Genomic DNA, 14,422 nt, shown 5'->3' with positions numbered 1-14,422 from the left:
ATAGTCGGTCGATCCTCAGCCGATTTTCCACCCGCGCTTCGGCGCAGGACGTCACGTTTGAGCTGGCCCTGTGCACGGTAAGCATGGCACTTAGCCGACGCCGCACGTTGGTCTCCAAGAGGTTTTCTTGGCGTGAAGGACGTGTCATCACTTGTCAGTGAGATACGTGGCGGTGTAAGTGGCAGCCAACATGGCAAGGGTTTGACGCACGAAAAGCGAGTCGCGGAAACCCGAGATCTGCTGCACAGCACCCACTTTTTCTTGCCTGATCGCCTAGTTTGGGACCTGGCCGAGAAAGTGGTTTTACCCGAGCCGTTCGGGCCCAGAATCGCGACAACCTCACCAGGGAAAATATCCAACGAAACATTGTCGAGTGCTCTGACCGGGTTTTTCGAGCGCGGCTGATACACCACACTAAAACCTCGGGCGCTAATCACTGGGGCAGGGCTCATGCTGTTCATTATGCCCGGATAGAGGCTAGGCGTTTTGGTTTTGCGTGGCCTGTTATGTCCAAGAACCTAATGGAATGCATGGCCAAAAGGCCACTAGAATCCGTGTCCAAAATGTTCCTAGACATAACACACTCGGCCTTGGGTACCTCGTCGTCAAGCTTGCCCTTTCTACCAGCCAAGCCTTCGGGCTTTAGGCACCTCCCCGTGCTCCGGCAGCTCGACTAGGTAGCCCAAACGTTCCAACTCTTGACGAGCAACCGCAGGATTATCCCTCACCGCAGCTGATAGTTGAGTGTCGAGCCATTCCTCACGGCTTTCTAGCACAACATTCTGCCACCCAGCCCTTGCGCGAAAACCGCATTCTTGAATCAAGAAATACAGGAATTCTTCTAGCGACGGCCGGAAACGGCGACCCCCGACAGGTAAGTGCAGTTTCTGTATATCTCCCTTCTTCCGGTGATCTTTAGTTCCGCTAAAATTGCGCATCAAAACAGGACTCAAAAGCCCTCCCGTACCGGAATAGTGGATGTGTGCAGCAGGTGCAGACGTATTACCACGTTCATATTCGAATCGAATACCAGGTGATGTGTGTACTCGAAGTTCAAACTTGGACTGACTCACCGACAGATACTCACCAGTTGTATCAAGGCACATTACGTACCGGATAACAGCTCGAAACAAGTCGCTAAAACTTTCAGGCAAATTGTCGTCCTCGAGAGCGTCACCTTTGTAAGCAAGTGGCAACGTCAGCTCAAAAACGACTGTGCCATTATCTCGATTGCTATCTGCGTGAGCAGTCACCAATTGTTCATCAAGCGGAAGTACGCTGACAAGGAGATTCCATGTCTTATCAAAGAATTCCGCAGCGAGCTCCTCTAGAACGTTCATGCTCTATTCCCCAAGCAGGAGCTCTACCCGACGCAATTCGTCGTATGCCTTCCGCTCATTCACAGACAGGAGACCAAGCGAAGCCAGATCATGAATATCCTGCATCGACAAGGGTGCTCCCCCTGTTGCAGCATATTCAGCGCTGACGAGCTCTTCTATCAGATCATGGCGTCGACGCTGAAGCTCATCCGACGAGAAGCTATTGATAGTGAACTGCATCTTGCTCTCCTTTCTTTCCCAAACGTCCTAATGAAGATGATAATGAGACAGCAGACATCGAGTGAGAAGTTACCCCTGTTTATAGTAATTGTGTTCGAAATAGTGAACGGTGCGGACACCTAAGCCAGACGTTCGTCCACTACCCCTAAAGAGAGACCCAAGACAGAAAGGACACCCAGCACATAACTCAGACTCACCGTTACAGCGCGGTGAGGCGGCCGCTGTAACGCCTCAGCGCCCACTGCACGAGCAGCTTTCCCGTCGTCGTGAGCTGAACACGATCGAATACAAAAGGTGGTGCTACCTGGATACCCAGAACCTGCCGGGCGACATAACTCAGGGAATAATGATGCAAACCAACCGTGTTGCCGACACGGGGGACTTCCGCCATGCGGAGCTTAAACCATCCTTCTAATTGGTTAACCGGCATCTTCAACGCATTCGCAGCGGCCAGAGGGCCAGCACACGCAATCGCCGCATCAATCAAGCCCAAGTGCCTGCCCTCCGCAGAGAAAAGTAACGGCACCACTTTGAAGGCAAGCCGGACAGATGCGAATTCTCTATCAAGGCTTACGCGGGGATCTGGGTTTACCTCAAGCCGATCAGTGTCAATGTCGATGACGAGCAGATTCATCGCCAGCAACACCATCGCCACATTGTATTGCGCATTAACCGCAAGCCCCTCGGTGTACTGCACATTCTTATCAATCCAGGCCTGCAGCTCAGGGCTGCGCCGGGACGACCTCTCACTAGCCAGGTACACCTCGTTATCCCTGAACACCTCAAGGAGGGAGACAAGACGAGGTTTCAGTTTCTTCTCAACCGCCAGCAGTTCAGTCAGATCGACCTCATCTGTCGAAGGGAGGCTGCATGCAGTAAGCAGATCCTGAACAGTTTGGCGGTGTGCCACCGCGAGTGGTGGGGCAGGGTGTGCGGAAGCCTCGTCGTAGTCATCGGCATCTTCGTCCCAGTCATCGTCCTCTGGGTTCGTATAGGTAGTGGACACGGCGACCGGAGTGATCAGCCCGTCGTCGACAAGCGACTGCATCGGCGCACTGTCCCACGCAACCCCCAACACCCAGCGGCGATGCTTAGGCGAAAGGTCCACAACATCAAGTTCTTGGTCAAACCAATCGAGATAAGTGGACAGCTCCTCCAAAGCATTCGAGATGGCATCGTGCAGCTCCTGCTCCGTGAACGCGCGGCCAAATACCTGCTCCACGGGTTCACGGATGCATTCCGCGATCTCCCCGTCCACGGTGGCCGCCGCAGCCAACCACAACGCGAGCTCTTGATCGTCTGCGGGAGCCTTGACCGCATCGGCGCAGCCAGTATCCACCAACTCGGTGAAAATGCCTGCTAACTGCACCAAATGAAACAGCGGTTTGTTAAGTGTCGTAGTCGAATTTGTAGTTGTCATTGTTCCCCCTAAAAAATGTGGTGATTTCCGTTGCCTACATAACCGTTATCCCAGTACGGGCGCGTTGCATTGGCAAGACTCTTCCGCAGGATCATGCGGCCCATGGGGGAGAGGGGCTCGTCGTCAAGCTCCCACATGTCGGTGCGCTGTACGCCCAGGATCACCCGGGCCGCCCAATTGTCGCGGGGCAAGGTCGCAGCCGACGCGGTCTCCGGCACGTGGCACAACTCGTGCAGCTCCTGCATCACAGTGTCCCTGGGCACACCCATGGCACGCACGGCCTCCGACTGGCCCAGATACGCGATGAGATTGTCCATGTACGCGATCGACGCCTCATCCTCATGCATGGTCACCGGCAGCATATCCAGGATTCCGGGCGCGTAATGCAGCGAATCCGCAAGACACGCCCGGGCGTAATCCGTGAGCTCGACACCGCCACACCGAGGGTCCACGCTGGCAAGGTAAGCCCGCCGAAACGCTCGGAAGCATACGCGCCGATCTCCCACATCTCGTTCTGGCAAAGGTGCAAGTCATGCTCAGTAAAAGCGCACAACCAAAACCACGATAAAAATCCGGGCTAGCGCAGCACTGTGTAAGTTTCAGGTAGTGGCCTACGTTAAGTTATCGCGGACTAGTTCTGGTTAGGCTAGCGGATTCGAGTTGAAAGATTAAGCATGAGCCTTTACGCCTTGTCGGAAGCTGAGAAACGCCCCGGTCGTTGGGTGTGTTAACCGTTCAGATTTGCCTTTCTCCGCAGTCGAATTGGGTTGAGCTTTGAGCTGTGGAATCATGCGTTTGAACAGGGTGAATGTAATGCTGTGGGAACGTTGATGTCATTGTTGTTTCATTAGGGCTTCATGATCACCTTAAACCCGTCGCTTGCGGAATGTTTGCTCCGGATGCCTTGTTTTAGGTTGCTTCGTTGCTATATTTTAATTTTAGCGTTAGTAATGTAGACATGAAGTGTTGAGTATTTTCTTATGGGCCCCGGAGTGTGGTGGTGAGTAATGGCACGTTTTTACAGCTTTACTACTTCAATTGGTGATTCGAGTGTTCAAGCTATCCTGAACGTCCAATCTGACATTCGCAGCACGTTGGATACTCTAGAGCGCCAGGTACATTCGTTGGCTGCCCAATGGCTCGGTTCTGAGTCAGAGGAATACCAAGACCTCATCCACAAATGGAACTCGGGGGCAGAAGGAATCAGATCTCAACTGACCATTGTCGTCTCCGGCCTTAATCAATTCAGCGACGGAAATACCGAGTTACGCACTTCTATTGGCAGCCGGATAGGAAGCATGCGATAGATGACACATCATCCTCAGTCTGAGGTTTCCTCTGCTGCCGACGTACCACCTGCAGAACCGGACTTCTCTTGGAGTATTGTGCTTCCTTCGCACTGGCAGTATCTATCACCTTGGGAAAACACCGACGAGCTTTTTGGTTATGCTGAAGATTTTCTTCAACAGTGTGGTTATAAAAACGCGGAGGACAACAAGACCTTCCTGCGTGCCCTGCTAGAGCGGGCGATTCACACCCAAGCACACCATTCGCTCTTTCTACCTATCACTAAAGACGGCGTGACCGCAGCAATCGCAGCAATTTATGTCAGTTGGCGTAACGATGCCAACCTTGGGGCCAGCGTGATGGCTGCGCGACGTGCCCCCGGATTAGAGGAGAGATCGTTGGACAACACGATCCAAGGATTTCCTGTTGATCTGCGTGACACCACTGTTCAGGCTTGGATTCCCGAAGGAAAACCTGACACTAAAGATGAGACCGACAGCCAACCATTAACCCGCGCTGTCGTTGCGATCCCACAGACAACGTGGTCGCTCGATGTCACGGGGATAGGCACCGCTGAGGACATCGCGGACGTCGTCGCGTCGACGGTGCGGCAGATTGCTTTTAGCATGAGAAAAGGAGAAGTTAGATAAACATGTTTGGGTTCGGTAGTAGCGACGACATCAAGGTGGACACAGGAGAGCTCGATAGTGCATCGATCACCATCTACTCTGTGTACGAAATACTTGCGGTAAGCGAAGGTAGCGTAATGGATTTGACCAGCGATGAAGTTGATGATGTCCCCGGAGCCGGCGACGTTGTCATGGACGCTGTGAATTCTTTTAATAGTGCATGGGTTGCTAGTCGTGGAGCTCTCCTAGACAACTTATTTTCTCTTCAGGAGATGACTGTAGATATAGCGGCGGACATCGAAAATTTCGATGACATTATGTCTAGTGGACTCAATGGGCTTTCAGACACTATTGATGCAGCTCAAGCAGAGTAATCGGGGGAGATACTAATGACACCGGTGAAACTTCCACCTTTTATCAACTTTCTTGATAACGAATTCCATGTTGGCGGTGATCCATCCGCAATTACCCAGACAGCCGTGAAGTGGCGGCGCTTTGCTTACGATGCCTCTGACGGTGCGGAATCGCTTAGAGATATCAATGTGGGTTCTTTCGAAGGCAGCGAAGGAGAGGACTACCGTGAGCTAGTTAAGGTTGAGTACGCTCATTATCTTCAGAACATGGCTGCCATTCACGAGCAAGTTGGCCTCGAAATGGAGGGATACGGCGGCGTTTTAGAATCCACATTGCAGGAGATGGATGTCATTGTGGAGGCCGCCAGGACTACCCACACCAATGTAAACTTGGCGGTTGACGAATGGGCAGCCGCGCGAACCGCATACATGGCGGCAACGGATCCTGTGGTTAAGTCTGGCTTCTTTACGGCCATGAACGACGCAGCAAACCGGTGGTCAGGTCTGATGGAGACGTGGAATGGTCATCTGCGGGATGCGACAGGTCTCAAAAACCAGCTGAAGAAGAGGGCGAACGATGCCCGACTTCTGATCAACAGGCTCGAGAAAGAACAACACTGGCCGAAAGTTGGATGGTGGCGACGTCATGTCTTAGCGGGGATCGATAATTTCTTTGACAGACACGCGGATTTCCTTAACGATGCAGCAGATGCAGCGGGGATGGCCCCGCACCCGCTTGCCCAGGTTGGGGCAGCCGCGCTGTACCTAGCCTTGTGGGCAACCGGCAATGCTGACGGCAGCATCATGAAGCGTTTGGTTACCGGTAAAACAAACAGAATACGCCAGGTACTTGCCCCACTTTACGCAGCAAACAATGCCCAGAATGCCACTGTTGGCAACCGTGGTACCGCAGCAGGTGAGCCGATTGACATGGCCAGTGGAGCCCTGGTGGACCGAGAAGAAGATATCAGGCTCGCGGGCACGTTGCCACTTACTATCACCCGTACTCTTAACACGAGTTTGCTGCTTGACGTAGGAGGCAGCTATGCATTCGGCACAGGGTGGTTTTCTGAGCTCGATGTCTGCCTGGAAGTTCACGACGATACAGTATTCATGCTCACCGCAGATGGTGCGGTCCTTACTTTCCCTGCACCTCCCTCAGATGGTAGTGAAGTCAGCGCCGATGGCCGTGCGATGCGGTTATCATACGGTGACGGTACCTACCGCGTTCGCGATCTGGAAAACGCTGTTACCTGGAGCTTTTCCGTCGGCGCTAACCAGCAAACACCGCTCGGCCCAATAGAAGATGGGGTTGCATCTTCCGGAAGCGATCCCCTCGGTGCCGGAGTGCGTCCTGGATCTGTCGGCGCGGTCATCGCCGGCTACATGACGTATCGTGTTACCGGGCTGGTTGATCGTACAGGCATGAGCGTGTCAGTGCAGTACAACCCCAGGACAAACAGGGCCGAAAGAGTTCAGCGCTTAGATGGTTCCACCCTGCATCTGGAATGGGATGAGATAGTTGGGCGAGTCAGCCGCATTAGCCTGACCAACGAGCACACTCATCCCGATGCAGACCCGCTGGTGCTGGCTACCTACGAGTATGGTCCACGAGGTGAGCTGCTTCGCGTGATCAATTCCCATGAAAAATCATTGTCCTACTACTATGATGACTCTGGGCGTGTCAACGGCTGGACAGACCGCAATGGCATTCACTACCTGCATATTTATGATGATCACGGGCGAGTTATTGCCCAAGCCGGTTCGGGTGGTGCCCACACTAATGCCTTGGTGTGGGCACCCGATGAGGAAACTGGTGGACAGATCTGCGTCCTGCTGGAGACAGCTGGTGATTTTGACCCCGAAGTAGCAGCGGAGGAAACAGTTGCAGAGGTGGAGGCACGCGCACGTTCCGCACGTGAAATGGCTATTGTCACCGCCTTGGAGTCTGGTTCCTTGGAATGGGCAGACCTGTCCGAGCAAGGCCATCTGCTGGTAGATGACACACTGGGTGATGTTCGCCCCAGCGTATACCGTTCTACTCCTACAGGTGATGTGTGGGAGATTTCCTCTCCTTCGGGACGGCGAGAAAACTTCGAATACAACCAGTGGCATCAAAAGACCCGCATCGTCTCAGCGACAGGCCACACAACCCGGATTGGCTACAGTGACTACGGGCACCCCGTCCACATCGTGCATGACGATGGGACCGAAGAAAACACAGTTGAAGGCCCATGGGGCCAGCCGGTCAAGACTATTGATCGCGCTGGGCGGGTGACAACCTTCGATGTTGATGATTTCGGAGTCACTACCGCAGTGCACCATCCAGACGGTGCCACCGAAACCTACGAGTACGACATACGCGCCACCGGAATCTTCCCCACTGTTTACCGGGATGCCGACGGCGTTGCCACTATCTACGAGTGCAACGATGCTGGCTTGGTTACAGCCCAAAGTGATGACGCTGGCCATCGCTGCACACTGGTTCGAGATATGCGTGGGCTTATTGTAGAAATCATCAACCCAGCTGGTGAAAGTACCCGCATCGGCTACAGCCCGGAAGGCTGGGCTAACCACGTCACTCACCAGGACGGAACAACACAACGCGCAGTCTACGATGGAGAAGGAAACCAGATCCAACGGATCAATGAAATAGGAAATAGCGCCGTTACGTCTTATACCGCCATGGATAAGCCGTGGAAACTCGTTGATGAATCCGGCGCAGAAACACGAATTGATTACAACAGCCAGATGCAGCCGGTGGCCTTTATCAATGCGGATGGCCGCTCGTGGACGTTCCGTTATGACTTGGACGGTAACTGCGTCGGCCAAACCGACTTCAATGGAATCAGCACCAATCTGGCCGCCCCAGGCGACAACACCATAACCACGGTCTCTCCGATGGGAGAAACTATAGAAACCTACAACCAGGCCGGACTTTTGCTACGCAAAGAAGAGCCCGGTCAAACAACGGTGTATGAGTACGATGCCTTAGGCCGTCTCAGCTCACTGCGCAATGACTTCACCACTATCGACTTTGGCTACGATGACTACTCGGATCGTGTCCTCTCTGAGGTCGTTACTCTCTACTCTGGTGAAGAAACACAGATACATTATTCCTACACTGCGGCTGGCAGGCTAACTCAACGGCGGATCACCCTTCCCAGCGGAGAGGTTATTAACGCAGTGCACACGCACGATAGTGCCGGTGACACTGCAGCGATTAACCTGCGGTCTTGTCGTGGACACAACGCCGATGAACAGTGGCTTGATACCTTCGAATTCGACACTACAGTTACTGGTCAGCGTGCTGGGTTGCGTGTTAATGCACTTGTTGAACAGCGTACTTATGATTCCCGGAATCGGTTGGTGCGGCAGTCGATTATGCACGGTGGGCGCGGGGCTGATAGGGATCAGGCGAATGAGATTGCATCTCGTGGATATCAGTGGCGTGCTGATGATGTGCTTACCGGTATTCGTGATGGGTTGGGTGGTGATCGTAGTTTTGAGGTTGATGACCTAGGCCACCTTACCTGTGTTACCAAAGATGGTGGCAGTACTGAAAGTTATGGTTTTTCGGCAGCCGGTAAGTTAAATTCCATTGATGATGGGACCGCAGCATCGGACTATGATGCACTGGTACATTATCGGGGCACGGCACCTGTGCGAGTAGGCCGTACCAGCCTGGAGTACGACGGGCTTAATCGAGTCACGACAACTAGAACCACACGTCTCTCTCAGAAACCACTGGTCAAGAATTTCTATTACCACCCCACTAGTACTCAACCAATCGGTTTTGATTCCTCCGACCACCCGAATCTGGGGTGGCGCTATCTCTACGATGGTGCTGGCAGGCGTGTAGCTAAAGAAAAGATCGACAAACGCACCAACACGATCCTTGAACGGCTAGTCTTCATCTATTCGGGTGACCGGCTTTACGCGCAACAAGCCACCCTCACGCCCCCGGACAATGACACAAAGGATGGTTACACTAGCGACAACAACGCTGGAGAAACGCTAGTGTGGGTACGCGACCCACACGACGGGCACGTGGTAGCGCAGATTACTCTAGGTTCCCCTTGCCCTCAGACCGCATTGGTGACTACGGGGCTTTCTGGGGCTCCAGAACACCTGATTGACAGCGCCACCGGTGAATTGATCGGCTCAGCCATATCCACTGCCTATGGCCAGCGCCAGTGGCGTGGTGAGTCCAGCCCACTGCTTTTTGCCGGCCAATACTTTGATGAGGAATCTGGGTGGGCCTACAACCGTTTCCGCTACTACCATCCGCAACTAGCGGTATATAACGCACAGGACCCGCTCGGTGTCGATCCAAAATGGTCTTCTGCCCAAGCTTACGTGGACCACCCCGCGATGATGATTGATTTGCTCGGTCTCAAGTCCTGCACACAGCTCGGCCGTGACGGCGAGAGAGTGTTCAACAAAGTGCTTGTTGATGCGTACGGTAAGAAGAAAGTGTCACGGGAAGTCAGTGTGAATGTCACGGTGTCTGAACCAGAGGTTTATCTCAAAGGTAGTGATGTGCCCAGGAATATTAAGGACCGGGCAACAAACCATCGCCAAGCACGGACCAGGGTGGATTTCGTTGCCCAAGACAAGCATGGCAACCTTCACTTCTACGAAGTCAAAACTGGAGACGCAACACTAACAACCCCTCAGGCAGCACTCCGCGATGAGATCAACGCCAACCGAGACGATGATAAACGCATCGTCTGGGACTCAAAACGCTACGGCACAAATCCAAAACCAGTCCAAACCGAGGACCCAACCTGGGCCACCGGACAAGACAAACTCGAAGGAATTGGGGTCCGAAACCGCTACCTGGATCAGAAGGGTCCGGATGGCAAGAATGTGTCCCGTCCGATTCCTGGATTCGGTGGCGAGGAAGGTAAAAGCTTCTATCACACCGTGAGAATGGACCGCAAAGGAAATAGCCTAGTCCTTGATGATGGCACCGTCATCGTCGATGACACGATGACTGTCCAAGAATCAGCACAACGACTTCGCCAATCACAAGAATACTCCACGGCAGACCCAGCTACGCTGCAAGATAGGTTCGGCCCTAACTCTGTTGATGAATTCAAGCCGGGTGAAGCAACACGCCACGCAGACGAGTACGGTGAAAAGCTACAAAAGAGATGACGACCAACATCATGAATAAGGAGAGATAGATTATGGCACGAGTCTTAGCAAAGTTAGATGACTGGTTCGCTGAACGCGGATATAAAGGTACGGGCACACGACACCGTGAATGGCGTAAACCGCTGGATGGTGGGGACATAATCCTCAAATTCTGGGACGAACCGACATGGGCACCACGCGGCAACGTCGATGTTGATCTTGGGGCGGTAGTGTATTCGACCAAGCTTGGCCCCTTCGAGCAGGCACTGTTGGAGAAATCCTCGCTGGTGCCGGTACCGGCGAAGAAAGAAGCAGGACGAATGCTAGCAATGAACGAAGATACCTGGGGGTGGCCATCAATGTATGAAGCAGAAGCAACCGGTGAAGGACCATTGTGGGATAAGCTGAAACAACGTATCGGCCCTGATATTGACATCCTTGAAGCCAGCCTTGAGAGTGATTTTTCTGACCAGATCGGTGACGGAAAATACTGGAGACTGATCAAAGACCCTTATGCCCCGTTATTAACGTATCTTCATTTAGGGCACTGGGACAAGGCCCGCGACTACGTCCAAGGCCTGACAGTTTCTGACTACCGCACCCGCCGCCCAGAAGGCCGACCAGGCAAATGGTCTGTAGCAGAAGAAATAGCTAATGCCCAACGGCTCACCGACAGTTATATCACCCAACACGGCTAGTGCTCTGCGCTGCCTGTAATGGGGTCGGTACCGTACTGCGGGTGGGGTCGATCTTAACGGTCGATACTGTAGAACACCGTGGAGGCAGCACCCGATGATGGTGGCAGCCAAGCTTCATCGACAAGCACTCATCCCGCCCTTCAACAAAGTGCTTGTTGATGCGTACGGTAAGAAGAAAGTGTCACGGGAAGTCAGTGTGAATGTCACCCGACTTCCACAATTTGGCTTAGTCCGTCGATTTGTAGTTTTTGAGGGCTGTGAGATGCTGCTCGATTTCGGGTGTGAGCTGGGGTGGTAGTTCGTAGCGTTGGTGTCCTGCTTGGATGAGTGCGTGTCGGTACTTGCTGAGAGATTCCACAAGCTTCGGGGTGGTTACCCCGGTGGTGAGGTAGATATGCTTCGATATGGCCAGCGTGGCGAGTACGACGGTCAGGTGCGCCCGGATGGCATGGTCGGTGCGATGGAAAATCGGCCGTGCTTGCAGGTCTGTCTTTGCCATCCGGAAGGCGGTTTACCTCAAAGGTGGTGATGTGCCCAGGAATATTAAGGACCGGGCAACAAACCATCGCCAAGCACGGACCAGGGTGGATTTCGTTGCCCAAGACAAGCATGGCAACCTTCACTTCTACGAAGTCAAAACTGGAGACGCAACACTAACAACCCCTCAGGCAGCACTCCGCGATGAGATCAACGCCAACCGAGACGATGATAAACGCATCGTCTGGGACTCAAAACGCTACGGCACAAATCCAAAACCAGTCCAAACCGAGGACCCAACCTGGGCCACCGGACAAGACAAACTCGAAGGAATTGGGGTCCGAAACCGCTACCTGGATCAGAAGGGGCCGGATGGCAAGAATGTGTCCCGTCCGATTCCTGGATTCGGTGGCGAGGAAGGTAAAAGCTTCTATCACACCGTGAGAATGGACCGCAAAGGAAATAGCCTAGTCCTTGATGATGGCACCGTCATCGTCGATGACACGATGACTGTCCAAGAATCAGCACAACGACTTCGCCAATCACAAGAATACTCCACGGCAGACCCAGCTACGCTGCAAGATAGGTTCGGCCCTAACTCTGTTGATGAATTCAAGCCGGGTGAAGCAACACGCCACGCAGACGAGTACGGTGAAAAGCTACAAAAGAAATGACGACCAACATCATGAATAAGGAGAGATAGATTATGGCACGAGTCTTAGCGAAATTAGATGACTGGTTCGCTGAACGCGGATATAAAGGTACGGGCACACGACACCGTGAATGGCGTAAACCTCTTGATGGTGGGGACATAATCCTCAAATTCTGGGACGAACCTCAACGCCGCAGCAAAGGGATTGTAGCAGGCGATATCGGGGCGGTAGTGTATTCGACCAAACTTGGCCCCTTCGAGCAGGCACTGCGGGAGAAGTCGTCGCTGGTGCCAGTGCCCACCAAAAAGGAAGCAGGTGCCATGCTTTACTTGGATCAAAGCGCTGTGGGCTGGCCGTCAATGTATAAGGCGGAGGAGACGGGTGACGGACCCTTGTGGGATGAGCACAAAAAGATAATCGGCCCCGGCATTGACACATTGGAAGCTAATTTAGCCGGTAACTTTGCTGATCACATCGGCGACGGAAAATACTGGCAATACACCCCCGGCCCGTACGCGCCGTTGTTGGTCTCTCTTCATCTCGGGCACTGGGATAAAGCCCGCGACTACATCCAGAGCCTCACGGTGGCTGATTATCGAACTCGTCGGACCGAAGGGTTCGACGGGTTATGGTCTGTGGCAGAAGAAATCGCTAATGCTCAACGACTTGTGGACGACTACATCACCACCCATAGCTAATCTGCCGTGCTGCACATGACTGGTTCGGCCCACACACCGCGACCGAGAACTGCCTGAATGGTCGATGTTGCAGGTAGTTCATGTGGTGGTGCCATCGGAACTGAACTGCGCCCCACTGGTAGGACTGAGAAATCAGATGCCTTCCAAGGAGAGTATTTTTACGTGAGCACGAAGTTCTCTAGTCGGGCAGCAGCGGGGATTCGACGATGGTTATGGTAGGGGTTCACAGATTTGATTAAGGAGTAATGGGTGTGGCACGAGTCTTAGCGAAATTAGATGACTGGTTCGCTGAACGCGGATATAAAGGTACGGGCACACGGGAGCGTGAATGGCGTAAAACGTTGGATGGTGGGGACATAATCCTCGAATTCTGGGACGAACCGACATGGGCACCACGCGGCAACGTCGATGTTGATCTTGGGGCGGTAGTGTATTCGACCAAGCTTGGCCCTTTCGAGCAAGCTCTACGAGAGAAATCCTCGCGTGTGCCGGTACCGGCGAAGAAAGAAGCAGGACGAATGCTAGCAATGAACGAAGATACCTGGGGGTGGCCGTCAATGTATGAAGCAGAAGCAACCGGTGAAGGACCATTGTGGGATGAACTCAAAAAGATAATCGGCCCTGATATTGACATCCTTGAAGCCAGCCTTGAGAGTGATTTTTCTGACCAGATCGGTGACGGAAAATACTGGAGACTGATCAATAGCACATACGCCCCGTTATTAACGTATCTTCATTTAGGGCACTGGGATAAAGCCCGCGACTACGTCCAATCCTTGACTGTGAAGGATTACAGGACCACCAACCCCGAAGGCCGACCAGGCAAATGGTCTGTGGCAGAAGAAATCGCTAATGCCCAACGGCTTACCGACAGTTATATCACCCAACACGGCTAACCTGCCGTACTTGCAAACATTGGCTACACTGGACCGGAACCAGCATTTCATTAGAACAATAGGAAGTTGCTTATGACCTGGGAATTGATGGCGTTCGATCCTGCCGCCGTGCCGTGTTCAACATACGAGGACGTTGCTGAATGGAAGAATCGAGCGATGCACGATCCTTCGTATCGGGGTGAAGAATCCGAACGAGCTAATAATTTCTACTTGGACTTGAGCGAGAAATTCCCTGCTTTTAATCCCGACGAGGCTGACGAAGAAGAACTCGATGCCATGATCGAAGCCTCAGACGAAGTTCTTCTCTACGATGACCTGTTTGTAGATTACGTAGCTGATGCTGATTATGTTTATGGCTGGTTTGGCTACGGGCTCGCTGAGAAAGTTGAAGCCTTCGCCCGCGAGAAGGCAAAAGAATTAGGTCTGGCTTATTTCGATGTTAACGAGTGCACAATTACTATGCCTGATGGATCAGTTTTGAAAAAATAGGCTTCAAGAAAGCAGTGACCGAGGGTGTCTGCTTCTTCAGCACGTCGGGCTCGGCTGGCCGGTACCGAATTTCTGCACCCTGGTATTTAATTGATCCTCTGTTAACCCCGAGATCTGAAGC

The 14,422-nt window shown here is 53.0% G+C and carries 14 protein-coding genes and 1 pseudogene; 9 read left to right on the top strand and 6 right to left on the bottom strand.

The annotated features are described in order from the left end of the window. Window positions 1–329: 329 nt before the first annotated feature. From CKV99_RS14880 to CKV99_RS13025, 5 genes and pseudogenes are all read right to left on the bottom strand, one after another. Window positions 330–452 (bottom strand): annotated as a pseudogene (locus tag CKV99_RS14880) (ABC transporter ATP-binding protein); the annotation flags it as partial. A gap of 168 nt (window positions 453–620) precedes the next feature. Next, a complete protein-coding gene (locus tag CKV99_RS13040; protein WP_092259659.1) occupies window positions 621–1,340 on the bottom strand; it encodes a hypothetical protein in 720 nt (239 codons plus the stop codon). 3 nt (window positions 1,341–1,343) lie between these two features. Next, window positions 1,344–1,559, bottom strand: a complete 216-nt coding sequence (locus tag CKV99_RS14410; protein WP_143063451.1) for a hypothetical protein — start codon at window positions 1,557–1,559, stop codon at window positions 1,344–1,346. A gap of 199 nt (window positions 1,560–1,758) precedes the next feature. Then, window positions 1,759–2,979 (bottom strand): hypothetical protein, encoded by a 1,221-nt coding sequence (locus tag CKV99_RS13030; RefSeq protein WP_092259655.1) that lies wholly within the window; start codon window positions 2,977–2,979, stop codon window positions 1,759–1,761. A gap of 8 nt (window positions 2,980–2,987) precedes the next feature. Beyond that, a complete protein-coding gene (locus CKV99_RS13025) occupies window positions 2,988–3,431 on the bottom strand; it encodes a hypothetical protein (RefSeq protein ID WP_143063450.1) in 444 nt (147 codons plus the stop codon). Window positions 3,432–3,986: 555 nt separating this feature from the next. Between CKV99_RS13025 and CKV99_RS13020 the strand changes: the two genes are divergently transcribed. From CKV99_RS13020 to CKV99_RS13000, 5 genes are read left to right on the top strand one after another with little or no spacing between them, the layout of a single operon-like run. Then, the gene (locus CKV99_RS13020) at window positions 3,987–4,286 is read left to right on the top strand and encodes a WXG100 family type VII secretion target (RefSeq protein ID WP_092259651.1); all 300 of its coding nucleotides are present in this window, start codon (window positions 3,987–3,989) and stop codon (window positions 4,284–4,286) included. After that, entirely contained in the window at window positions 4,287–4,916 is a 630-nt protein-coding gene (locus CKV99_RS13015) for a hypothetical protein (RefSeq protein WP_092259649.1), read from the top strand. It begins immediately after the preceding gene. 2 nt (window positions 4,917–4,918) lie between these two features. Continuing rightward, complete coding sequence (locus CKV99_RS13010; RefSeq protein WP_092259647.1) at window positions 4,919–5,269, top strand: hypothetical protein; 351 nt, start codon at window positions 4,919–4,921, stop codon at window positions 5,267–5,269. 24 nt (window positions 5,270–5,293) lie between these two features. Then, entirely contained in the window at window positions 5,294–10,411 is a 5,118-nt protein-coding gene (locus CKV99_RS13005) for a DUF6531 domain-containing protein (protein WP_231910084.1), read from the top strand. A gap of 32 nt (window positions 10,412–10,443) precedes the next feature. Next, entirely contained in the window at window positions 10,444–11,088 is a 645-nt protein-coding gene (locus tag CKV99_RS13000; protein ID WP_095114772.1) for a hypothetical protein, read from the top strand. 226 nt (window positions 11,089–11,314) lie between these two features. On the opposite strand, the gene CKV99_RS12995 is transcribed toward CKV99_RS13000, so the two are convergent. After that, the gene (locus CKV99_RS12995) at window positions 11,315–11,587 is read right to left on the bottom strand and encodes a hypothetical protein (protein ID WP_095114770.1); all 273 of its coding nucleotides are present in this window, start codon (window positions 11,585–11,587) and stop codon (window positions 11,315–11,317) included. A 31-nt stretch (window positions 11,588–11,618) separates the two neighbouring features. Here CKV99_RS12995 and CKV99_RS12990 point away from each other — a divergent pair, with 31 nt between their 5' ends. The 4 genes from CKV99_RS12990 (at window position 11,619) to CKV99_RS12975 (ending at window position 14,301) form a co-directional block, all read left to right on the top strand. Then, window positions 11,619–12,239 carry a hypothetical protein gene (locus CKV99_RS12990; RefSeq protein WP_095114768.1) on the top strand — a complete coding sequence of 207 codons (621 nt, stop codon included), beginning with the start codon at window positions 11,619–11,621 and terminating at the stop codon, window positions 12,237–12,239. A 32-nt stretch (window positions 12,240–12,271) separates the two neighbouring features. Further along, on the top strand, window positions 12,272–12,916 hold the full coding sequence (locus CKV99_RS12985; protein ID WP_092259642.1) for a hypothetical protein: 645 nt from the start codon (window positions 12,272–12,274) through the stop codon (window positions 12,914–12,916). Window positions 12,917–13,167: 251 nt separating this feature from the next. Beyond that, window positions 13,168–13,812, top strand: coding sequence for a hypothetical protein (locus tag CKV99_RS12980; RefSeq protein WP_143063449.1), 645 nt, complete (start codon window positions 13,168–13,170; stop codon window positions 13,810–13,812). Between the two features lie 72 nt (window positions 13,813–13,884). Continuing rightward, the gene (locus CKV99_RS12975; protein WP_092259638.1) at window positions 13,885–14,301 is read left to right on the top strand and encodes a hypothetical protein; all 417 of its coding nucleotides are present in this window, start codon (window positions 13,885–13,887) and stop codon (window positions 14,299–14,301) included. Window positions 14,302–14,422 lie beyond the last annotated feature (121 nt).

The sequence above is a fragment of the Corynebacterium cystitidis genome (assembly GCF_900187295.1).
Taxonomy (GTDB): Bacteria; Actinomycetota; Actinomycetes; order Mycobacteriales; family Mycobacteriaceae; genus Corynebacterium; species Corynebacterium cystitidis.
The sequence above is the reverse complement of the archived record's forward strand: the minus strand, read 5'-3'. Positions and strand labels throughout refer to the sequence as shown.

Coding starts and splice junctions, on each gene's coding strand:
- CKV99_RS13000 (WP_095114772.1), top strand. CDS start 10,444: ATGGCACGAGTCTTAGCAAAGTTAGATGACTGGTTCGCTGAACGCGGA.
- CKV99_RS13040 (WP_092259659.1), bottom strand. CDS start 1,340: ATGAACGTTCTAGAGGAGCTCGCTGCGGAATTCTTTGATAAGACATGG.
- CKV99_RS12995 (WP_095114770.1), bottom strand. CDS start 11,587: ATGGCAAAGACAGACCTGCAAGCACGGCCGATTTTCCATCGCACCGAC.
- CKV99_RS12985 (WP_092259642.1), top strand. CDS start 12,272: ATGGCACGAGTCTTAGCGAAATTAGATGACTGGTTCGCTGAACGCGGA.
- CKV99_RS12975 (WP_092259638.1), top strand. CDS start 13,885: ATGACCTGGGAATTGATGGCGTTCGATCCTGCCGCCGTGCCGTGTTCA.
- CKV99_RS13015 (WP_092259649.1), top strand. CDS start 4,287: ATGACACATCATCCTCAGTCTGAGGTTTCCTCTGCTGCCGACGTACCA.
- CKV99_RS13020 (WP_092259651.1), top strand. CDS start 3,987: ATGGCACGTTTTTACAGCTTTACTACTTCAATTGGTGATTCGAGTGTT.
- CKV99_RS13030 (WP_092259655.1), bottom strand. CDS start 2,979: ATGACAACTACAAATTCGACTACGACACTTAACAAACCGCTGTTTCAT.
- CKV99_RS13010 (WP_092259647.1), top strand. CDS start 4,919: ATGTTTGGGTTCGGTAGTAGCGACGACATCAAGGTGGACACAGGAGAG.
- CKV99_RS14410 (WP_143063451.1), bottom strand. CDS start 1,559: ATGCAGTTCACTATCAATAGCTTCTCGTCGGATGAGCTTCAGCGTCGA.